The organism is Treponema medium (genome assembly GCF_017161265.1).
In the GTDB taxonomy this organism is placed as follows: domain Bacteria; phylum Spirochaetota; class Spirochaetia; order Treponematales; family Treponemataceae; genus Treponema; species Treponema medium.
Map to the genome: position 1 here is coordinate 2,079,514 of NZ_CP031393.1, position 22,754 is coordinate 2,102,267.

Annotated in this window: 18 protein-coding genes; 11 read left to right on the top strand and 7 right to left on the bottom strand. The window is 44.1% G+C overall.

From position 1 onward, the window contains the following. Positions 1 to 90 precede the first annotated feature (90 nt). The 5 genes from greA to DWB79_RS09140 all read right to left on the bottom strand — a co-directional run bounded on the left by greA (position 91) and on the right by DWB79_RS09140 (position 7,018). Positions 91 to 2,769 (bottom strand): transcription elongation factor GreA, encoded by a 2,679-nt coding sequence (greA, locus tag DWB79_RS09120; RefSeq protein WP_016523752.1) that lies wholly within the window; start codon positions 2,767 to 2,769, stop codon positions 91 to 93. Positions 2,770 to 2,787: 18 nt separating this feature from the next. Then, positions 2,788 to 3,729 carry a hypothetical protein gene (locus DWB79_RS09125; RefSeq protein WP_016523753.1) on the bottom strand — a complete coding sequence of 314 codons (942 nt, stop codon included), beginning with the start codon at positions 3,727 to 3,729 and terminating at the stop codon, positions 2,788 to 2,790. A gap of 181 nt (positions 3,730 to 3,910) precedes the next feature. Beyond that, positions 3,911 to 4,837, bottom strand: coding sequence for a tRNA (adenosine(37)-N6)-dimethylallyltransferase MiaA (gene miaA / locus DWB79_RS09130; RefSeq protein WP_016523754.1), 927 nt, complete (start codon positions 4,835 to 4,837; stop codon positions 3,911 to 3,913). Next, positions 4,824 to 5,771, bottom strand: a complete 948-nt coding sequence (gene mazG / locus DWB79_RS09135) for a nucleoside triphosphate pyrophosphohydrolase (RefSeq protein WP_016523755.1) — start codon at positions 5,769 to 5,771, stop codon at positions 4,824 to 4,826. Before mazG ends, miaA begins: the two co-directional genes overlap by 14 nt. Further along, a complete protein-coding gene (locus DWB79_RS09140; protein WP_016523756.1) occupies positions 5,768 to 7,018 on the bottom strand; it encodes a class I SAM-dependent methyltransferase in 1,251 nt (416 codons plus the stop codon). The genes mazG and DWB79_RS09140 overlap by 4 nt, the downstream gene beginning before the upstream one ends. A gap of 328 nt (positions 7,019 to 7,346) precedes the next feature. Between DWB79_RS09140 and folP the strand changes: the two genes are divergently transcribed. The 6 genes from folP (at position 7,347) to truA (ending at position 12,092) form a co-directional block, all read left to right on the top strand. Then, positions 7,347 to 8,201 (top strand): dihydropteroate synthase, encoded by an 855-nt coding sequence (gene folP / locus DWB79_RS09145; RefSeq protein WP_040859187.1) that lies wholly within the window; start codon positions 7,347 to 7,349, stop codon positions 8,199 to 8,201. Next, positions 8,188 to 9,000 (top strand): diadenylate cyclase CdaA, encoded by an 813-nt coding sequence (gene cdaA / locus DWB79_RS09150; RefSeq protein WP_016523758.1) that lies wholly within the window; start codon positions 8,188 to 8,190, stop codon positions 8,998 to 9,000. The genes folP and cdaA overlap by 14 nt, the downstream gene beginning before the upstream one ends. Next, positions 8,997 to 9,977, top strand: a complete 981-nt coding sequence (locus tag DWB79_RS09155) for a CdaR family protein (protein WP_016523759.1) — start codon at positions 8,997 to 8,999, stop codon at positions 9,975 to 9,977. Before cdaA ends, DWB79_RS09155 begins: the two co-directional genes overlap by 4 nt. After that, on the top strand, positions 9,974 to 10,345 hold the full coding sequence (acpS, locus tag DWB79_RS09160; protein WP_016523760.1) for a holo-ACP synthase: 372 nt from the start codon (positions 9,974 to 9,976) through the stop codon (positions 10,343 to 10,345). Before DWB79_RS09155 ends, acpS begins: the two co-directional genes overlap by 4 nt. Positions 10,346 to 10,408: 63 nt before the next feature. Beyond that, on the top strand, positions 10,409 to 11,290 hold the full coding sequence (locus tag DWB79_RS09165; protein WP_016523761.1) for a DUF2225 domain-containing protein: 882 nt from the start codon (positions 10,409 to 10,411) through the stop codon (positions 11,288 to 11,290). After that, positions 11,277 to 12,092, top strand: coding sequence for a tRNA pseudouridine(38-40) synthase TruA (gene truA, locus DWB79_RS09170; protein ID WP_016523762.1), 816 nt, complete (start codon positions 11,277 to 11,279; stop codon positions 12,090 to 12,092). The genes DWB79_RS09165 and truA overlap by 14 nt, the downstream gene beginning before the upstream one ends. A gap of 134 nt (positions 12,093 to 12,226) precedes the next feature. Here the strand turns inward: truA and DWB79_RS09175 are convergent, their stop codons facing one another. Continuing rightward, the gene (locus DWB79_RS09175; RefSeq protein ID WP_016523763.1) at positions 12,227 to 12,919 is read right to left on the bottom strand and encodes a TPM domain-containing protein; all 693 of its coding nucleotides are present in this window, start codon (positions 12,917 to 12,919) and stop codon (positions 12,227 to 12,229) included. A gap of 27 nt (positions 12,920 to 12,946) precedes the next feature. Then, entirely contained in the window at positions 12,947 to 13,555 is a 609-nt protein-coding gene (locus tag DWB79_RS09180) for a LemA family protein (RefSeq protein ID WP_016523764.1), read from the bottom strand. Between the two features lie 572 nt (positions 13,556 to 14,127). On the opposite strand from DWB79_RS09180, the gene DWB79_RS09185 reads away from it, so the two are divergent. The 5 genes from DWB79_RS09185 (at position 14,128) to DWB79_RS09205 (ending at position 22,714) form a co-directional block, all read left to right on the top strand. Beyond that, complete coding sequence (locus DWB79_RS09185) at positions 14,128 to 15,867, top strand: ABC transporter ATP-binding protein (RefSeq protein WP_016523765.1); 1,740 nt, start codon at positions 14,128 to 14,130, stop codon at positions 15,865 to 15,867. 315 nt (positions 15,868 to 16,182) lie between these two features. Next, positions 16,183 to 18,045 (top strand): ABC transporter ATP-binding protein, encoded by a 1,863-nt coding sequence (locus tag DWB79_RS09190; protein ID WP_016523766.1) that lies wholly within the window; start codon positions 16,183 to 16,185, stop codon positions 18,043 to 18,045. Positions 18,046 to 18,249: 204 nt separating this feature from the next. Continuing rightward, positions 18,250 to 18,903, top strand: a complete 654-nt coding sequence (locus DWB79_RS09195; RefSeq protein WP_016523767.1) for a TetR/AcrR family transcriptional regulator — start codon at positions 18,250 to 18,252, stop codon at positions 18,901 to 18,903. Between the two features lie 190 nt (positions 18,904 to 19,093). Beyond that, complete coding sequence (locus DWB79_RS09200) at positions 19,094 to 20,830, top strand: ABC transporter ATP-binding protein (RefSeq protein ID WP_016523768.1); 1,737 nt, start codon at positions 19,094 to 19,096, stop codon at positions 20,828 to 20,830. 165 nt (positions 20,831 to 20,995) lie between these two features. Next, a complete protein-coding gene (locus DWB79_RS09205; protein WP_016523769.1) occupies positions 20,996 to 22,714 on the top strand; it encodes an ABC transporter ATP-binding protein in 1,719 nt (572 codons plus the stop codon). The last annotated feature ends 40 nt before the right edge of the window (positions 22,715 to 22,754 follow it).

The window sequence follows — 22,754 nt, forward strand, 5'->3', positions numbered from 1 at the left end:
AACATGGGCAGCTCCAATTTTTGCAAAGGCTCTTTCTTATATTATCGGACATCTCTAAAACCTTGGTTAGTTTTGAGATGCCTTCTCGTATCAACCGGCTGCAGCAGAAATATCAAGGATTTTGTATGTTTTTTCTTCTTCGTTTACTGTAAACGAAAGCGTCTCTCCTACCTTGTGGTTTAACAGGTTGGTACCAAGCGGCGACATATACGATATTACGCCGTTTTCGGGATCCGACTCCCACGGACCGAGGATGGTATAAGTCTCTTTTTCGCTGTTGCCGGGTTTTTCCAATACAACAATGGTACCGAAACCGACCCGTGTTGTGGTAATGGTTGTAGGATCAAATACTTGAGCACGTTCCAGCTCTTCCTGCAAGCGGCTTACCGTGTTGTTAAGTCTATTCTGCTCTTCTTTTGCAGCCTTATATTCGGAGTTTTCACGCAAGTCGCCCAAGGAAAGTGCAAAACCGACTTCTTTCGAGTTACGTGGTATTTCAACTTCAATAAGGCGCTGAAGTTCTTTCTTCTTTTCTTCAAGCATTTTTGACGTTACAATTAAGCCGCGTCCTGTAACCGTTTTTTCCACTTCGTCGAAGAACTTAAAGTTCTTGTATTTTTCAAGGATACGGTTACGCAGCTGCATTTTAATCGGCGGATCCAAGTCCTTAATATCGCTGACGAGTGTATAGAGTCTTGTAACGGCATCTTCATCGTGGTCGAGGATAAAGTTTTCGAGCAAGGCGTCCTTACCAAAGAGAATTGTATGGATCTGCTTGTTGATTTTTCGATTTTCAGTGGTATTCCGCCGGCTTGCAATTTCTCGATACGTTATATCGAGGATGTGAATAAGGACAATAATCTCGTGTTCATAGTCGATATTCAAATCTTTAAACCATTGCTCTTCCTGAGCATTTTTAAAGAACCAAATAACCGCTTCACGGTATTCTTTATAATCTTTGAAGCATGTTAGTACCAGCTCTTTTACCTTTTCGGGATATTCTTCCAGCAGTGGATTGAGTACTTCGGCAGAGAGTACCACGGGGAATAGGCGGATATATTGATCGCTCCAATCCGGAACAAGGTTCTTAATGTTGCGGAGATATGCGCTTCGGAGTTCTTTATTTTCTATGCCGCGATATATGGCAGCAGGGTTCTCTATCTGCGCGAATAATTCCGCAAAATTATGATGTTGCGTTACACTCAGGTGCGGCAGCGCTGCGGTCAGCTTTGACATAACTAAATAGGCTGCAATCACTTGTTCATTTACCTGACTAAAGGCTTTTAGGAAAGCATCAAAGTAATTGATCATATCTTGAAAGCTGTCTGAGTCCGTATCACCGCTTTCCATAACATTAAAGATGATTTCAACCCGCTCAAAGAAATTTTTCTGTGCTTTAAATTCGTTCGAAAGTTTTTCTTCAAGTGAAATCGGACGAGTATGTACAGTGTAAAAATCGATATTGTTAGGATTGATGCCGAATTCGGGATTTTCTTTGACGACTTTCCGCGCCTTGGTACTCCACGTTGTCCATTCTTTGTCGGTTAGCAGTGAGGGAACCAGCTCATGCTTAATCCGCTTAAAATCACAGTTGTTATCAAAGCTGCGGATGATGTTTTTCAGCGCCCATTCGGGATTCGTTTTCACCTTTGCGGCGAGTTCGTCGCGCTTCATAATCGATTTTAATACCCAGATATGATCTTTATCCAGCGTTTGGAGTGCGGTGATACCCATTTTAAGGCTCATCGTATGGCCGCGCTTCTTTGCAAAGTCGATAACCAATTCATCGTTATTAACTTTCGCAATACGTCCGACACCCCATGTCCGGTGGAATACAAAGCAACCTTCATCAAAAGAAATATGCTTTTCAAAATCGTCGATAGCTTCAAAAACATTCCGCCAACTTTGTGTCAAATTGGATACTTTTATGTATTCTTCAAGCTGACTATGCGATGCATACTTTTCTCTAAAGCATTCGACAATTTCTTTCCGAGCCCAGTTATCTTTATCGTCGCTGGTGAGCACCAGTTTTAAAATATCGATAGCGGTATTCCAATCTTTTTCTTTTTTATAATAATCGTACAAATCCTGCATAAGCGCGGCGCCTCGTTCCGCACCGAGATGATCCGCTATTTTCCGCTGTACGTGATAGAAAAAGTCGATTTCTTGCGGTACCAACTCCACCAAACGTGCCCACACTTCTTTTACAGCAGTATAAGAATGGCGGTTGATATAACGATATAAGGCCTTTTTATAATATTCAACGGCTTTTTCCATATCGCCCATTTGCTGATATCGTTCGGCAAGTTGTTTGGGAATATCCGCTTCTTCATAGTCAATGCGAACAAGCCGCTCCCAAATATCGTAAATATCCTCATTGCCGGCTTCTTTATAGCAGTTCGCTAACGTTCGAAGTGCAAATTTTGAGTCCCCGAATTCAAGAACCCGCTGACAAAGATATTCAACGATCTGCATCCGATGGTTATCGATAAAAATAGTTACCAGCGTTATGAGCGAAGAGTCATCGAGCAACTGTTTGGAAAGTGCAATAATACTCGAAATATACAATGCTGTAATACTTGTTTTATTATGAGAGAGATGTTCATCGGATAAATTTTTCAATTCATCCAGATGACGATTCTTTTTTGCTTCTTCAATCAGTGTATCAAGTTCTTTAAAATTGTTAATGGAATAATTTGTAATGGCAGCACGTGTCCATTTTTCCTCATTAAATATATCGCGGACATTCTTTTCTAATACATCTGACATATTCACCTCACTGTGTCATTACCGTATGTAGCGGTCATAGATTTTCTCGTCGAGCAGTTTAATTCTTAGAAGAATCTCATCTATTTTTATCTTTTCGACAGTACCATTCATATAATGGTCTATAAGCCAAAAATAGTAATTAATTAAACGGGGGACAAGCAGCTTTTTGTTTTTTACGTCCTTCTGTCTCAGCTCATTTTCAAGCATATAGATAGACTGTTTCAGCTTCCCCAGTTCCAAGGCTTTCAGTTCTCGTTTTACATTGAGTACGCCATCAAGCGTACCGTAAACCGGAAGCCATTCCAACAACTCCTCTCCTGTAAAACCAATGTTTGCGACTTTAGTAACGAGTGCGTTGATAATTTCAGATTCAAGAAAGCATAATTCTATTTCGGAAGCATTTTTAAAGAACGCTTCCCGGAAAAAAATCTTCGCAAGTCGTACTTCGCCGCTTAAAGCATAAGCATCAGCAAGTTCCGCCGGAATAGCTGATGAATTGGTATTCAGATCGGCTGCATATCGTAAACAACCGATAGCCGTTTCATAATCCCCCAGCGCTTTATAGCAAAGCCCTGTTTTCCGATATATTTCTGCCGTATTATGCACCGGTTCAGTTCCGTTTAAGAGCGAACGGTACAATCGTAACGCAATTGTAAACACACTGCACTTGAGCGCATAAATAATCGGTTCGTTAAAGTCTCCTTTCTTCTTTATATAATCAAGAAAGGGCTTCCATTGAGAAATAATATACTCACCACGCAAGAAATCATCGGCTAATGCTTGTGAATAACGCACCCGATCAAGCCAGAAACTAACCCCCTTCAGTGTGTACATCACTTGAGGGTTTTCTAAGTCCTGTTCAAGCAGTCGCCCAAGACTGATATGCGCTTGCTCAAGGTCTCCTTGCTTAAGGAAGACAAGAGCAGGCTGCAATATAGTTTGAACAGAACGATCTATCATAGTTCCATATTATTATACTGATAACCGTGCTTTAGTCAATTGACCCGTTTTGAGAAATTTGTTATTATCTGCTTCCATTTTTAATCATTCATAAGAAGAATAGTTCTAATTACTATAGGTTGTTCTAAAAACTCGGTTAGTTTCAGAGGTTCCTTATAGGGCATTTCACAAAATATACAGCTTAATGTAAAGGTGCCATTTCCGAAATAGCCGCTGCCGTCAGCTGAGCCGCCTTATTACCGTCAATCCATTCTATTTCGATGCCGTTCCGCTCCATGCGCCGGAACCATGTTTCCTGCCGCTTTGCAAATTGTCCGATCGCCCGATAGAGCTGCTCGATATAGACTTCTTTGCTTTCGATTTTTCCCTGTAGATACTTCGCCGTAAAGCGGTATTCCAAACCGAGGCTTTCGAGCCGCTCCCATGAATAGCCCTGTGCATGGATTTGTTCGGTTTCTTCTATCATACCGGCGTCGATGCGGGCAATGAGGCGGCGGCGGATACGCTCGCGTAAGGCACTGCGTTCAAAAGAGATACCGTAGATTTTCGGCTTAATAGGCGGCACTGCATGCAAATGCGCGGCGGTGGATTCGGGATGTTCCTGCCGGTAACGGGCAATTTCGATAGCGCGGACAAGGCGGTCAGGCTGCTCAAGGTCGGTTTTATTGTGAATATCCGGCTTGAGCGCTATGAGCATAGCTTGCAGTTCCGGCAGTGTTTTTGTTGCCAGCATTTCTCGCAATGCGTGGTCTTCGGGGACGGGAATCAGCTCATAGCCGCGGAGGATGGCATCGAGGTACAGTCCGGTGCCGCCTGCGATAATCGGCAATGCGCCTTTGTCAACAAGCTGCGGAAAGATGCGGTACACCTCCTGCTGAAAATGGAAGACCGTAAACTCGCGGCTTAAATCGCAGACATCGATGAGGTGGTAGGGAATGCTGCCGTATTCCTGCAAATCCTTTCCCGTGCCCAAATCGAGCCCGCGGTATACTTGCCGGGAATCGGCGGAGATGATTTCGCCGTGCTTTGCGTGTGCAAGTTTGACGGCAAGCGCCGTTTTTCCCGTTGCTGTAGCGCCTAATACTACGGCACAATTATAATGCGGCATTATCGTTACTGCATGGGGCGGCGGAAGTTTGAGCTTCCATACGCTTGGCTTCTTCCCAAAAGCCGTCCATCTGGGCTAAAGTGTCGTGGGAGCAGGGAATACCGGACTCAGCCATGCGTTTTTCGACAAAGCGGAAGCGGCGCTCAAACTTTGCATTGGTACGGCCGAGCGCAATTGCGGGGTCGATATGTAAATGCCGCGCGGTGTTTACCAAACTGAACAAGAGGTCTCCGAATTCCGCTTCCGCTTCTTCATGCGTACCGTGTGCAAGCGCGTCCGTAAATTCCGCAAGTTCTTCTTCTGTTTTTTTCTGAGGTCCGTCCGTCGTATCCCAGTCAAAGCCTTTTTTTGCCGCGCGCTTTTGCAGTTTGTATGCGCGGGTGAGCGGCGGAAAGGTTTTCGGGATGGAATCCAGTGCAGAGGCGCTTGCGCGGCCTTCTACGGTATCTTTGATGGTATCCCATTGCGCAAGCACTTTTTCCGCCGTAACCGGCTTTTTTGCATCGTCGGGATCGGGAAAGCCTGCCGTTTGTCCGAATACGTGGGGATGCCGCCTAATCAGTTTTTCGTTCAGCTCGCCGATCATCTTTGCGACGGAAAAGGCGCCATCCTGCTCAAACATATATGCAATCATCACGATGTTTAAAAGCACGTCGCCGAGTTCTTCCGCCGCATGGACGGACTTTGCGCTGTCCGCGGAGGCTTCTTCCAGCGCCTCAATTGTTTCATACGTTTCTTCAAGGAGCGTTGACCGCAGCGTCATCGGAGTTTGCTCGATGTCCCACGGACAGCCGCCCGGCGCCCGCAGCCGTTTAATGGTGGTAAAAAGCGCTGCAAATGCTTCGGCGGCGGCTGTTTCCGGCTGTGCCGATACGACCGAAGTATGGACGGTCGGAACATTTTCATTTTTGCCGGTATTGTTGGGTAGTGTCATAGGTTCTCCTGTTGTTTTGCCGGAAGTATATCCTTCAATAGCTGTTCCAATGTCGGTTCGATACAAAAGTTGTCTTTGATGCGGCGGTATTGCCGGATCGCGGTTTCTTTCAACCGTTCCGCTTGATCGGCACTTTGTATTTTTTTTACCGCATGGATCAGGATATTTTTAGGGGTATGTTCCGTTTCGATAAATTCCATAATTTGCACGGTGTAACCGCAGGCCTGTAAAAGGAGCGCCCTCATGGTGTCGGTTAAAAGCGATGCAAACCGCTCGGTGATAATGCCGTGCTCCATAAAGGGGAGCAGCAAGTGATCTTCCGTGCGGAACGATTCTTTTCGGGTTTTAAGCTGGGCATAGAGCTCATGCTGACAGCACGGAACGGCAAAGATAATCGGTACCTGCGCGCGGACAGCTTGAGCAAGCGCCAAATCGGTTGCCGTATCGCAGGCATGGAGGCATACCATCATTCCGGTACCGTCCGGCAGCGGATGGTCGCCGATGTTCCCTTCGGCAAAGTCCAAATGCGTATAGCCGCACCGTTTCGCTAGCGCGGAACAGTGTTCGATAACCTCGGCCTTTAAATCCAGCCCGTGAATCCGCACCGGAAGCTCTTGCCGTTCATGCAGATAATAATAAAGCGCAAAACTCAAATAGGCCTTGCCGCAGCCGAAATCGGTAATGGAAAAAGGCTTGCCGGAACGGGCAACCGTATCCCGTATAAACGGTTCAACCCCGGCGATAAATTCGAGAAATTTATTGATCTGCCGGAACTTATGGTATTTTTGCTTTAAGACGGCGCCCTCCGTATTCATAACCCCCTGTTCAATTAAGAATGCAAGCGGTGTTCCTTCGGGAATAAGATACTTCTTTATCTTATTGTGCCCGCCGCAGTTGTTTTCCATGAGCGGAGCGGAGCAGGGTACCCGCTTGGTGAGGGCGATGGTTCCCTTGTTGTTCTGTAAAAAAAAGAGCTGTTCTTTTTGTCCGCGGCATTCCGCAGCTTTAAAACGGGCAAAACATTCCGCTATTGTGCCGGATACCGCCTCCCGTTCAATCGTTTTCTGAAATGCTTGCTTGTTTTTAACGGTTTCCAGCTGATACACGGCTTTCCCTTTTACCGTGATACGCCGGAGCCGTGCCTTTGCTTCATCGATTCCCTTGCACGGGCGGGAAAATGAAAGCTGTATAATAGAAGTATTCAGGCATTCTTGCGCCGCCTGATCGGGGGTATAGATGGTACTCATAGATAGTGAGGCATTGTATCAAAAAATATGGAGTAAAACAACAAATCGAGCAACGGACACACACATTGATGCGTTTACCATACCCTTTTGTGCGAAATTTTGAATAAATTTTCGCACATTTTTTTTGGCAGACGGGTAAACGCATCAGGCAGAGTAGATAAAAAGCGCAGAATCATTGAGGCTGTGAGACCATTTGAACCGCGAAGTGGTTCAACTCTGGTTGAACAGCCGCTATTATTCTGCGGGGTTACTAAAAAAACGGCCTAATGCGTTTACCCTGTGTGCGAAGTCTAGGACAAGAGCCGGAAAATCTGTTATAATCTCTGCTATGCGGTTGCAGCTTGATTGCGGAAAAGGGCATATCATAAAAACCGATTTACCGGCTTTTATCATGGGAATTATCAACGCAACGCCCGATTCGTTTTATGAACCGAGCCGTTCGATAAGTGTGGAAAAAGGCTTGGAGCGGGCATTAGCATTGGAAGCGGAAGGTGCCGATATTATCGACATCGGAGGAGAATCGACACGTCCTGGTTCTTCTTATATCAGTGAAGAAGATGAGATTGAACGGGTTATTCCATTAATCGAGGCTATCCGGAAGCGCAGCGCTGTTCCCATTTCGGTAGATACCCGGAAAGCGGCAGTTATGAAGGCCGCTTTTAAGGCTGGAGCAACACTGTGTAACGATATTTCGGCTTTAACCGATGATCCGGCTCTCGGTAGGCTGATTGCGGAAGAAGCCGGCGCCGTTGTCCTTATGCATAAACGGGGTACGCCGCCGACAATGCAGCAAAATGTTCCGCAGTATGGAAATGTAGTAACGGAAGTACGGGATTACCTTGAAGAACGGGTGGCGTATGCTCTAAACTGCGGAATAGCGCAAGAGCGTATCATTATCGACTACGGTATCGGTTTTGGGAAGACGGTTGAAGATAATTACCGGCTGGTTGCGGCAAGTACGTATTTCACCGGCTTGGGGTATCCGCTTTTAGCAGGACTTTCACGAAAGTCGTTTATCGGAGCCGTTACCGGCGGTTCTCCCGAACAACGGCTTGCCGGAACACTTGCCGCAACGATGTATGCAGTACAGCAAGGCGCATCAATCGTACGGGTTCACGATGTTGCGGAAACGAAGGAATTATTACTGGTGTTAAAGGAATTGCAAAGATATGGAACTACTTAGGGATATGCTGTCGTTCTACCTCTCCTATATTGGGCCGGTGCTGGATGTGCTGCTCCTTGCATTTCTGATGTATAAGTCATATCAGATACTGATTAAAACGCAGGCTGCACAGCTCGGAAAAGGAGCATTGTTGATGCTTCTCATCTATGCGGTTGCATTCTTACTGCATCTTACGACGCTGCTTTGGATATTGAATACGCTTGCGACTGGGGTTGTTATCGGCGCTGCAATTATCTTTCAACCTGAACTGCGGAGAATGTTCCTGACGATGGGGCAAAACGACTGGTTTAGACGTTCCCGCTCCCAACACAGCCATATCGATTATGTATTAACTGCTGCCGAGCGCCTTTCCGCAGAACGCCGCGGAATGTTGGTCATATTTTTAAGGCAGAATAACTTAAAAGAGATTATTGAAAGTCCATCCGCAACTCGAATCAATGCGGAGATCAGCTCGAATCTCCTCGTTACTATTTTTGAATTTGATACTCCGCTGCATGACGGCGCGGTTGTTATCGATAACGGACGGGTTATCGCAGCGGGCTGTTATCTGCCGCTTACCAAGCAGGAAGATATCAACAAGAGTTTCGGAACACGGCACCGCGCAGCGCTCGGTATTGCGGAAGAAACGGATGCGGTCGTGCTTATTGTCTCCGAAGAATCGGGAGCGATCAGCCTTGCATACGATTCAAAACTGTATTACGACCTTACAACGGACAATATTGAATCGGAGCTGACCTATCTGCTCAAGGTTAAGGCAAAGACTCAAACCGCCGAGAAATCTGAAGGAAGCGCTTCATGAACATAAAACAAATACTGCTCCGGCTTACCGAAAATTGGCCGGTTAAAATTATCTGTCTTGTCTTTGCTGTTTTCCTGTCGGAGTTTTATCGCGGAACCTTATTGGATAAACGATACCTCATTGTACCGCTTACAGTTGAAAACGACGGTACCCTCGCACCTGCGGAACAATATCCTGCAAAGATAAAGGTTACCGTTTGGGGGGATGCGACAGGAATCGGTTCCATCGGTGAAAATGATATTATTGCTTTTATTAATTTATCGGATTTTAAAACTGAAGGAACCTATCGAATACCGATCGAAACTCGGTTAGCAGGAACGGTAACGCCGCTCGGCAATATGGAAATTAGTACGGAACCGGCAATTTTAACGCTTCGATTGGCGACAAGTATACGTAAACAGGTTCCTGTTATGCTTTCTTTGAAAGGAATTCCCGCCGATGGATATGAGGTAACCGAAAGTTCGCTGGAACCGGCGGCTGTTGAAATTGAAGGCCCTGCCGAACTCGTTGAAAAAATCAACGAACTCGTGACTGAGCCGCTTTCGATAGAAGCGCGTACAAACGGCTTTTCGGGAACCGCTTCCATCATCAATAACAATCCTCTGATTTCTATTGTCGGCAAATCTCAAGTGCAGTCCACCGTTAAAATCAATGAAACAACTATCCAAAAAAAGTTTGATAATATTCCCATTTATTTTGAAAAGCAGCATAAGGAGCTGTCGATAACCTCCGATACAAAAACCGGCAGCTTGGAAGTACAAGGGCCAAAAAAACTGCTGGAAACATGGAGTCCTTCCGAAAATATATTAACGGTATCATGCGAAAGCATTACCGAGGGAGGGGTGTATACGCTGCCCGTTGTGCCGGTGTTATCGGCAGAGTATTCAAAGTTGCAGATACTGCAAGTGAATCCTAAATCGGTGCAGGTAACGGTGGAGTTTACAGAAGTATCGGAAGATGATGAGATGCACAGATGATTGTCGGGTTCGGAATAGATGCTGTTGATATAAGCCGGATACAGCGGTGGATGGAGTATGAGGGACTGCTTGCTCGCTTTTTTCATCCGCAAGAATTGATGGAGACCAAAAGCAGAGGCTTGACTGCCGCATATTCTTTGGCAGCCCGCTTTGCTGCAAAAGAAGCTTATGGAAAAGCGCTTGGTACCGGGTTAAAGGGGATAACATTGAAAAATATTCTTGTTACCAATAATCCGAACGGGAAACCCGAGTTAACGCTCTTTGGTGATGCAGCTATACCGTTTAAGCGTATCCACGGTACTCATATTCATCTTTCGCTGACTCATGAAAGTAATATGGCTATTGCAGGTGTTATATTGGAAAGTTAACCGGACACCGGTAAAAAATGAGGTTTTTACCGCATCCGGTAGGGTTAAAAGGAGATCCATAGTATGAAACGTGAAGAAGATCAGCAAAACAAAAAAGAAGCAGCTATTTCTTATTATTCCAAGGATCAGATTGAATGCCCCGTATGTGGAGCAAAGTTTAAACGGGAAGAAATGTATTCCGGCGGAGGCCGCGTTATTGCCGGTGATTTAACGGAAGAATTGCGCCGCCTATATGAACCGTCGGCAAAATACGGAGAGGTTTATCCACTCATCTATAGTATGACTGTTTGTCCACAGTGTTTGTACACGGGATTTACGCAGGATTTTAGAGTTATCGAAAAACCGATCGCCGAAAAGTTGCTGGAAGCTATGAACGAACGCTATAGTGCAGTAAAAGGTCTTTTCGGGCATGTTGATTTTAATACTGCCAGAACGCTCCACGAAGGAGCCGCTTCCTATTATCTTGCTTTGCTCTGCTACGATCATTTTACGTCAAAGTATTCTCCTACTATTAAACAGGCAATATGTGCGCTCCGTGCGGCATGGCTCTTTTCGACGCTCGGAGAAAAAGAACCGGAAGAAAACTATACCTATATCTCAAAGCTTTTTTATCAAAAGGCATTGTTTTTGTACCGGCGTGCGCTTGAGCTGGAAACCACCGGCAAAGAGATGATTGCAGGCTTAAAATCATTTGGGCCCGATGTAGATAAAAATTACGGGTATGATGGTGTTATTTATTTGGGCGCCTTATTGGAATATCGATATGGGCAGAGAAAGGATGCCGAAACTCGGCAAAAACGGCTGGAAATGCACAAAATTGCGTTGGCAAAAATGTTCGGTCTCGGAAAATCTTCCAAAAGTAAGCCCGGCCCGATTTTGGAGCATGCCCGAGCTCTTTATGATGCATTGAAAGTCGAATTAAAAGAAACCGATGACGACGACTGATGCTGAGCCGGCTATTCTGCGGCGGAATATTCTCCTTCGTATTTCATACGATGGAACACGCTTCCATGGATGGCAAAAACAGTTACAGCATGGGAAAGAATCATTCCGCACCGTACAGGGCGAAATTGAGCGAGCGCTGGCGCTGCTACATAAACACCCTGTTGAACTTTTCGGTTCGGGGAGAACTGATGCCGGAGTCCATGCCTGCGGACAAGCAGCCCATTTTTTTACCGATATAGCACGGATTAAACCGGAAAGTTTTATTCCGGCGCTCAATTCCGCGTTGCCCAAGGATATACGGATTATGGAAGCGACCAATGTTTCCGATAACTTGCATGCCCGTTTTAGCGCCCGATCCCGCACATATCGGTATTTTATTCACTGCGGGCGAACCGCCTTTGCACACCAGTTACCCTATTGCTGGCACATACGGCGCGAACCAGATATCGATGTACTCAACCGGATGGCAAGCGTTTTGTCGGGAGAATTGGACTGTACAACGTTCTCTGCCGCGGGCGATCAAAGTAAAAGCAAATCGCGCTATATCTATACGGCTCATTTTTTTACCGATCGGGAATTTCTCGTGTTTGAAATTTCTGCCAATGCCTTTTTGTGGCGCATGGTACGCTCGATAACCGGTAGTTTGCTGCATTATGAACAACAGAATGGCACAAAAGAGGATTTTGAGGCTGTTCTCCGTTCAAAAGACCGCCGGAATGCAGGAGAAACCGCCCCTCCGCAGGGACTTTTTTTATGGTCGATTGAGTATCCGCAGCAGTTGCTCAGGGCAAACTCCTTTTGAAATAGACTGTTAAGCAGTTGTACATCCGTGTACAACTGCTTAACGACGAGATTTGTACATCGGTAGAGAGGTACACGGATGTACACTTTTGATGATGCGACAACGTAGATGCGCCGTATATTTTCAAAAGGGTTTTAGTCTTCCAAGACAACAAGCCCATCGGGCAGCTCATTGAGATTTTCCGCTTTGTTAGGAAAGTGTTCTTGCAGAATCCTGCCACATTCTTTTACTGCAGAGACAAAAGCTTGGGCGGCTTGGCGTTCTTTTAATCCTGCAGTCATAATTTTGCAAATGCTGTCCCATTCGGTTTGAGCTACTTTTGCGGCAATTCCCGAATCGGCGATAACAAAAAATTTCCGTTCCAGTACGGATGCAAATATGAGAACGCCGGAATGTTCCGTAGTCTTATACACACCGCTTTCCACAAAGTGCTGGAGCGCGCGGGCATAGACACGACGGCGTTTTAATGTATTCGGGATAATCAATCGGTCGATTGCAGGAATATTTACCAATAAATAAACAATAAACACAACGGTAGCTGCACTGCCTCCGATAACCGCCGTCAGTTGAGCAGGAGAGGGGAACCAAACAGTGCGTTCCAAAAGGTTCCAGATGGGGGCAGAGCATAAAAACAAGATAAAAAAAGAAAGAAAGGCCGCACAAAATGCAACGAATAACTCTACAAAGGCATAGGAATCGCTTTGGTATACAACCGCAAGGGCAATTTCTCCGGTTGTCTTTTTCTCAACTTCCGCAACCGTATTGGCAATCTCTCTCATTTGAGTGGGAGAAATACTCATCAGTTTTAACAGCCTGTTTCTTTTCATCGTGTTCCTTCCTTAATCGGTAATCAGTTAAAATTCAACTTTAGGCGCGGTTGCAGCTTGCTCATCAGCCTTAAAATACGCCTTTTCTCTAAAGCCGAACATATTGGCGAGGAACGCTTGCGGAAACCGTCTAATCTGTAGATTATACGTCTGTACGGCCTCATTAAACCGCTTCCGCTCCACCGCAATGCGGTTTTCGGTTCCTTCAAGCTGGCTTTGTAAGTCGCGGAAGTTTTCATTTGCTTTCAATTCGGGGTAATTTTCCGCAACGGCAAGCAGTCGCTGCAGCGCACCACCTAACTCGCTTTGTGCTTTTTGGAACTTTTCAAACGCTTCAGGATTGTTGAGTACTTCGTCCGAAACATTGATAACGCCGCCCGCTCTGGAACGCATTTCCGCAATTTCGGTAAAAACTTTTTCCTCATGGCTTGCATAGCCTTTTACAGTGTTAACAAGGTTGGGGATTAAATCAAAACGGCGCTGGTACACGTTTTCTACCTGACTCCATGCCGCTTTAACGTTTTCATCCGCCGCTACCATCGAATTATACGAACGGGTTACATAGCCGTATAGCGAAAAAATAATCAGCACAATGATGCCGAGAACGATAAGACCTGTTTTTAGTCCTTTGCTCATAGCTGAATGCTCCTATCAAAATTTTAAAGTATTCTTATGCATACTGATGTATGCCGAACTAACTGCTAAGTATAGACCATTTGTCGAAAAGAAACAATGTGCCGAAAGTCCGTAAGGTAGTTGTAATTGTTATTATGGTACAGAGGTCGAGATATTACCCTGTCTCCGCACGAATCAACATAATTTACTGAAAAAAGTTAGCGCTAGTTGACTACGTTTTTGTTTTTTGTATAATGTTGTCTGTTACTGACACGGTCGTCAGTTTAATCGGTAGCTGACCTTATTTTCTGTATGGGAGATTATTTATGAACAGAAACAGCAAAACTGATTAATTCAATACGCACTCAGCAAACGCTTATTTTAATTATAAGTCACGACTTTGAATTTTTAAACCTCGTTACCGATGAAATAGTATTGATGGAAAAAGGAAAAGTAATTTCACATTCAGAATTCACAGAGGAAAAAGCCGAAGATGTCTTTAATTATTTGAAAAATGGGGTGCTTAATTAGATAGGAGTTAACTCAATTCCTAATTATGAATTAAAAATTATGAATTAGTAAAAGGAGGAATTATGTTAAAGAATTATTTTGCGCTATCAGACAAGGGTGCGCGGGATTTAAACAAGGCGGTAGCTATTACGGCCTTTGGAAATTTATTTTTAATTGTTCCGTTGGGACTTTCATTTTATGCACTGCAGGAACTTTTAAAGCCTATTCAAGGAGGTTCTCTTGCAGCTTTCAATCCGTGGCTTTATCTAGGGATTTGCGTGCTGATCATTATTGTTCTTTTTTTAATTGAAAAACTCAAGTACCGCAAAACTTATACGACTTGTTACGATGAGTCGGCTAATGTGCGTATTTCCCTTGCAGAAAGTATCCGGAAGCTGCCCCTCTCGTATTTCGGAAAAAAAGACTTATCGGATTTGACGGCAACGCTTTTAAATGATGTTGCTACAATGGAACACGCACTCAGCCACACGGCATCCGAGTTATTCGGGGCTGCAATTTCAATTATTGTATCGGCAGCAATGCTTGCTCTTTTTGATTGGCGCATGACGATTGCTCTTTTCAGCTGTTCAGTTTTCGGATTTTTATTTGTATACTTATCACGTAAACAAGCCCGCCGTTATGCGGTTAGGATTAACACAGTACTGCTCGGCGTTTACAATTCCATTCAGCAAATGCTCGACAATATCAAGGTGCTTAAATCCTCCGACAAAAAAGAAAGTTATGTACAAAAAATAAAAGACGATATTGCACACAGCACAAAGGAAGCAGTGAGAGCTGAATTATTTGTCGGCTCAACTATGATAGGTTCCATCATAATTATCCGCTTCGGGTTTCCGTTGGTTATTGCAGTAGGGGCGATTTTGTATGCACAAGGAAGTCTCCCGCTTTTTACCTACCTCGTATTTTTGCTGATTGCCGGAAGAATTTTTGAACCCCTTACTGCCGTCTTTATGATGCTCGGCGAGTTTTTCCATGCACGCACGGCGGTTGAACGCCAATTGGAAATCATAAACTATCCCAAACAAACAGGAAGCGAAATTTTTAATCCCAAGGGCTATGATATTCAATATGACAATGTTTCGTTTTCATACAATGATAATGCAAGCCGCGACACAGTAAGCAATATCAGCTTTACTGCCAAGCAGGGGGAAGTCACTGCTCTCGTCGGGCATTCAGGCTGCGGCAAGTCAACGATTGCCCGTCTTGCAGCCCGCTTTTGGGATGTGTCTTCCGGCACGGTGAGCGTAGGGGGCACGGATGTTTCTACCGTAGACCCTGAAACCCTGTTGACCGCTTTTTCAATCGTCTTTCAAGATGTAGTGCTTTTTAACGACACAGTATACAACAATATCCTTGTCGGGAATAAAGACGCTACAAAGGAGCAGGTACTTGCCGCCGCACAGGCTGCAAGGTGCACCGACTTTATCGAAAAACTGCCGCAAGGTTACGACACGGTAATCGGCGAAAACGGTTACACTCTTTCCGGCGGAGAAAGACAGCGGCTTTCCATAGCCCGTGCTCTTTTAAAAGATGCACCGATAATTCTCCTCGATGAAGCAACAGCAGCCCTCGACCCCGAAAACGAAACCTTAATTCAGGAAGCACTGAGCAAGCTCGTTAAAAACAAGACAGTAATAGTCATTGCTCACCGTTTAAGAACAATCGAGAATGCCGATAAAATCGTCGTTCTCAAAGAAGGAACGATAGAAGAAATAGGTACACATGAAGAATTGATGAAAGGAAAGTCATCGTATCCGGGGATGTATCAGTTACAAAAGGAAAGCGAGTCATGGTCGGCATAAATAGCGGGGCATCTACGGCGTTGCTGCGCCAAAACTATACATCCGTGTATAGTTTTGGCTACGAGTTTCGGCATCGCCGAAACATCGCTGCTGTTTAATACCAGCGGCATCCCTGCCGCTTCTGAATATCCTCGATGTATCAGAACCGCCAAGGAGGGCGGTGGTTCCATGTAGCAGCAAGTTTTTCGTTAGAAAAACTTGTCGTTGAGCAGTGTACACGGACGTACACTGCCAACACCGCCACGGATGGCGGTGGATAATTTAATGCCAATTACAAAGTGTCCATTACAAGTTGTATTTTAAAGGAGACATACTATGAAGAAAAATGAAGAAAAAAAGAAAGCTAAAAAGGAAAAACAAGCGGGTGTTGTAAGCCGCATTCTTTCTTATGCGGGGAAGTATAAGCCCTTTATCTATGTGTCGCTTTTTTTATCAAGCTTGAGTACAGTTGCACTGCTCATTCCGTATGCGATTGTATTTTATGTTATGCGTGATATTATTTCAGCTTATATGTCGGGTGTACCGATCGATATAAACCGGATGATTTTTTACGGAGCTGCGGCTCTTATTTCCGCTGCAGCAGGCTTCCTTTTGTACTTCGGTGCCCTTATATGTTCGCATATTACCGCATTCAATTTAATGGGGAATATGAATATGCGCTTGGCGGAAACCTTTGCTCGCCTTCCGGTTGGCTGGCATACATCGCACGCGAGTGGTTCAGTGCGTAAGGTTTTTGAAAAAAACGTCCATTCGCTTGAAGGGCTTATTGCACACATGTTGCCTGATGTCGTACAAAATGTTGTGAGTCCAATTGCCGTTTTGTTTTTAATATTCTTTTTTGATTGGCGGTTCGGACTTATTTTGTTTTTGACCCTTGTTATCGCCTTTGTTCTTCAAGGTGTGATGATGGCAAAAGGTAAAAAAATGGGGTTCATGGAAATCTATGAAAACTCACTTGAAAAAATGAACAGTGCCGGTACGGAATATATCCGCGGTATTTCGGTTATTAAAACTTTTAATCAATCAGTACATCGCTTTAAGGATTTTTACAGTTCGATTATGAACTACCGCGATAATGTTTTTAAGTATACCGTTTCTTGGGAAAACGGTTTTGCGGTTTTTCTTGCCATCTTAAAAGCGGGCTTTATCTTTTTGGTTCCCGCCGCCTTTGTCTTTGCCGGAACGGTAGGAGAAGGCGAGGCTTATGCAAAGTTTTTATATAGCTTTATTTTTTATCTTTCTCTTTCGCCGGTTTTACTTAATATGATGATAAAAATCATGTACGGTTCAACTTTGAATCTTCAAGGAGGAGATGCCCTCAACCGTATCGAAGCTATCTTAAATGAAAAGCCTGCCCCCGAACCCGAACATTCGGTTATGCCGAAAAAATTCGATATTGAGTTTAAGGATGTTGTATTTTCTTATAAAGAAGAAAAGGCGCAAGAGACGCAAACAGCTGAACAATCTTTTAAAAAGGCTATCAGCGGCATATCACTTAAATTTCCCGAACATTCGCTGACTGCCCTTGTCGGACCTTCAGGCGGCGGAAAAACCACCCTCGTCAATTTGCTCGGACGCTTTTGGGAAGCCGATTCCGGAGAAATTACCATCGGCGGTGTAAATATCAAAGAGATCAAAACAGATGACCTTATGCACCTTATCAGCTTTGTATTTCAAGAAAATAAACTTTTTAACGAAAGCATTTTTGAAAATATCCGCTACGGTAAAAAAGATGCAACACGCGAAGAAGTACTTGCAGTACTGCAAAAAGCAGAGTGTATGGATATTATCGAAAAGCTGCCTGACGGCATAGACACAGTATACGGTACTAAGGGAATATATCTTTCCGGAGGAGAAGCACAGAGGCTTGCAATTGCCCGCTCTCTTTTGCATGATGCTCCGATTATTGTTCTCGATGAGGCTACCAGCTTTGCCGATGCAGAAAACGAATATAAAATCAAAAAAACATTAAGTCAATTACTTAAAGACAAGACAGTAATAATGATTGCTCATCGTCTTTCTTCAATCGTCAATGCAGATCAAATTTGCGTTATCAATGAGGGCAAAATTGAAGAGACGGGAACGCATGCAGAGCTTTTAGCAAAGAGCAGCATGTACAACAACATGTGGAACAACTTCCAATCGGGCATAAGCTGGAAACTTGCAGCGAACGGATAATGTGACAAAGCTCACCTCTAAAAACTGATTCGTAGTTCGCTTTAGCGGATATGATAAACCATTTCCTTACAGAATAAGCCGATAGGCTTGAAGTTTTTAGAGGTTCCCGAATATATCTGTCTGCATCATAAAAGTAACCCGCACTTGACATTTTTAGCTCTTTTTAGTAACATTGTTACTAATTAGTAGAAGAGTTATTACAATATGGACAACTATACGGAAAAAATATTAGCCGATAAGGATGAACTCAACACACGGGCAAAGATTTTGCGCGCTGCAAAACAAGAGTTTTTAGATAAGGAGTTTGCAGGCACAAATGTGCGTGCCATTGCCGAAAAGGCGGGGGTTACGACAGGGGCGCTGTATAACCTTTTTGATAATAAGGACGGCATATTCGAAGCGCTTGTAAGCGGCGTATTTGATGAATTATTGAACACCATGACACACAGCGAACTTCTTGAATCGCAGAACTTCGGTATGAAAACGAGCGACCTTTCCTCAATTATCGAACTATCACAACGCCGATTCTTAAGAATGATAGATTTTTTTTATGATAATTGGGATGCGATGAAATTGATTGTCTGCTGTTCAAAAGGAAGTTCCTACGAGCATATTTTCGATAAGGCAATCGATATAACTGAAAAAGACACCTTTCGATTATTGAAACTCGACGGCGTTAAAATGTCGCGGCGCATACGGTTTTTTATTCATGTCATGGTAACGTCTCACTTTGAAAATTTAAAAGAAATTTTTTATCATAATTTAAAAAAATCGGAAGCGGTGGAATATGTATTTGATTTTAACGTATACCATTGTGCCGGCTGGAAACAATATTGGATGGAACAAGTAAAGGGCTAAAGGGGTATGGGGAATTCATAATTGGTAATAAGCGTTAGGGATTGGAGGGGCAGCGCAGCTGTTCCGAAGGAATGGAGCGTTAGCGGAACCCCGTAAAGCCCGACGGTTTGCGCAGAATGCGGAAACCGGAACGCCCAAAATAATTATCCATTAAACATTACAAATTATAAATTGAATAATAGGAGTTTATATGGACACATATAAAAGATTATTAAAATATACGCCGGAGAAAATACACTGTGCGTATATTTCGGTAGTGTGCGCTACGCTGGGAGTTGCTTCTCAGATGGGTGCATTTTGGTTTTTATGGAAGTTTTTGTACGCGCTTTTAGTTACCAAAAGTGTTACGGACGGATCGATGTACGCAACGGTGATTGTTTCGCTGTTGGCAGGTTATTCGGTTGTATATTTCTGCGCTTTGTGGGCATCGCACGTGCTTGGGTTCAGGCTTGAATCGAATTTGCGCAAAACGGCAATCAATCATTTGATGAATGCATCGTTTGCCTTTTTTGATATGAACCCGTCGGGAAAAATCCGGAAGCTGATCGACGACAATGCACAGGAGACGCATATGCTGGTTGCGCATTTAATTCCCGATAATATTTCCGCATTGTTTACGCCGATTTTTATGTTTATCATTGTATTTGCAGTTGATGTAAAACTCGGTCTTTTGCTGGTTGCCGTTGCTCTTATCGGCGGTGCGCAGATGATGTTTATGATGGGCAATAAAGATTTTATGCGGAAGTATCAAGCAGCGTTAGAGCGGATGAATGCCGAAGCAGTTGAATATGTCCGCGGTATGCAAATTGTAAAAATCTTTAGAAGCACGGTTGAATCTTTTAAAGCGTTTTACGAAGCGATTACCGGCTATTCCGATTTAGCATACAAGTACACGCTCAGCTGCCGTACGCCATACGTGATGTTTCAAGTGCTGTTTAATCTGTTCGCGGTATTCACCATTCCTGCTGCTATTTATTTTATGAACAAGGGGGCGGACGCTAACCTCATCATTGCAAAGCTTGTCTTTTTTGTCTGTATCGCCGGTGTGCTTTTTTCGGCATTTATGCGCGTGATGTATGTCGGCATGTATAACTTTCAGGCAAAAAGCGTTGTAGATAAACTCGAAAATCTTTTTGCAGACATGGAAAAGGATAACCTTGAACACGGTACGGAAGAAACCTTTGAGAACTTCGGTATCGAATTTAAAAACGTATCGTTCGGCTACACGGAAGAAAAGATTTTAAATGATGTCAGTTTTACCTTGGAACCGAATAAAACTTATGCACTGGTCGGCTCATCAGGCGGAGGAAAGAGTACAATAGCAAAATTGATTTCGGGTTTTTACAAAATAAATTCGGGTGAAATTTTAATCGGCGGAAAAAATATTTCGTTATATTCACGGAATGCGCTAATGCGCAGTATCGCCTTTGTGTTTCAAACCTCGAAACTCTTTAAAACAAGTATTTTTGAAAATGTCAAAATGGGAAATAAACATGCAAGTGATGAAGAGGTGATGACTGCGCTTCGGCTTGCCCGCTGCGAAGATATTTTAGCAAAATTCCCCGAACGTGAAAAAACGGTTATCGGTTCAAAGGGTGTACACTTATCCGGCGGAGAAATTCAGCGTGTTGCGATTGCCCGCGCGATTTTGAAAAATGCAGATATCATTATTCTGGATGAGGCATCCGCCGCTGCCGACCCGGAAAACGAATACGAAATTCAGCAGGCGTTTTCCAATTTGATGAAAAACAAAACGGTTATTATGATTGCACACCGGTTAAGCTCGATTAAAAATGTCGACGAGATTTTGGTTGTCGAAGACGGAAATATCGCCGAACGCGGCAGCGATGCGGAGCTGATGCAGAAGGGTGGTAAATACAGCCATCTACAACGATTGTATTCTAAGGCAAATGACTGGAGAGTCTAGACTTTTGCAAATATGCGGGTATCTGCGTTGTCGCTTAACAAAAAACAGTCCTCGACGTACACCAAGTACGCCTGCGGGTGTTTTTTGTACGCTCCTAGCATCTACCTCACATATTTGCAAAAGCGTTGGAAGAAAAGAGATTTTTTCCTAATTAGGGAGTTATATATGACTAAACTACAAAAATGGTTCGGGGTAACCGAATCGGGGGCAAAAGGGATTGTTACGGCGTCGGTATGGTCGATGTTTGCGGATGTCGCATTTATTTTACCGATGTTTGTGATGATGTTTTTTTTGCAAAGTTATTTTGACGGGACCTTGCGGTCAGCGGGATTTTATATCGGTATTATTGCTGCGCTTGCAGTTGTGATGTATGTGCTTGTGCATATCAATTACAATACGCTCTACACCGCGACATTTAAAGAATGTAAAGAACTGCGTGTGAATATTGCAGACCGGCTCAAGGAGTTGCCGCTTGCGTATTTTTCTAAACACGATGTTTCCGACTTATCGCAAACGGTAATGACCGATGTCGCTACAATCGAACATGCGCTCAGCCACGCAATTCCGCAAACAATCGGTCTTATCTTCTATTTGATTATAATCGGTGCAGTGATGATTACCGCTCATCCGGGATTAGGCTTATGCGTATTTGTTCCGATTATTATCAGTTTTATTCTCTTAATCCTGTCGAAAAAAATTCAAATACGGGAGACAACGCGGGACTTTCATAAACAGCGTGAGCGCACGGAATTTTTTCAAGAAGCGATAGAACTGCAACAGGAAATTAAAAGCTACGGGCTTACGGAAGACACAATGGAAAAATTGAACCGCAATGTTGATGAAGCAGAGAAACTACATTTAACTGTGGAAGCGCATCAAGCGATCCCCCTCAACATTGCACTATTGTTTTTAAAGTTTTCCATTGGCGTTACCGTATTTTTTGGACTGAAAATGTATTTGGCTGGCACGGCATCGCTTTTGTATCTTATCGGCTATATTATTGCAGCTTCCCGTGTTGTGGATGCGGTTGCAGGTGTTGAAGCAAACCTTGCGGAGATGATGTATATCGATGCACGGGTTAAGCGCATAAACGAGCTGCGCGAAACAAAAACGCAGGAAGGCGAACCTGCTTCTTTGCAGCATTACGGTATTCAATTTAAAGATGTTGAGTTTTCGTATAACGACGGACAAAAGATTATCGATGGTATTTCGTTTACGGCGGAACAAAATAAAGTTACCGCGCTTGTCGGTCCTTCCGGCTGCGGAAAAACAACCGTACTCCGGCTTGCGTCCCGTCTTTATGATTACGGCAAGGGACAAATCCTTATCGACGGCAAAGACATTGCAACAATTGATACCGACAGCCTTTTCGATAAAATTTCGATTGTCTTTCAGGATGTCGGGCTTTTTAATACCTCGATTATGGAAAATATCCGGGTCGGAAATAAAAATGCCAGCGATGATGAAGTAAAAGAAGCCGCCCGTCTTGCCAACTGCGCCGAGTTTATCGAAGCGCTGCCGGACGGCTACAATACGGTCATCGGCGAAAACGGCAGTAGGCTTTCCGGCGGAGAGCGTCAGCGTCTTTCCATTGCGCGCGCCCTTTTGAAAAATGCGCCGATTATCATCCTTGATGAAATCAGCGCCTCGCTCGATGTGGAAAACGAAATGAAAATACAGGAGAGCCTCAACACGCTCATAAAAGGCAAAACGGTGATTATCATTTCGCACCGCTTAAAGTCAATCGAGAACGCCGATAAAATCATCGTAATGAATAAAGGCAAAGTTGATGCGGAAGGTACGCACGCAGAGCTGTTACAAAAATCGGCGCTATACCGAAGTATGATCGAGAAGTCTTCGGTAACGGAGAAATATACCTATTGAAAATATTTGGCATCTCTAAAAGCTATACCTGAGTTTTTAG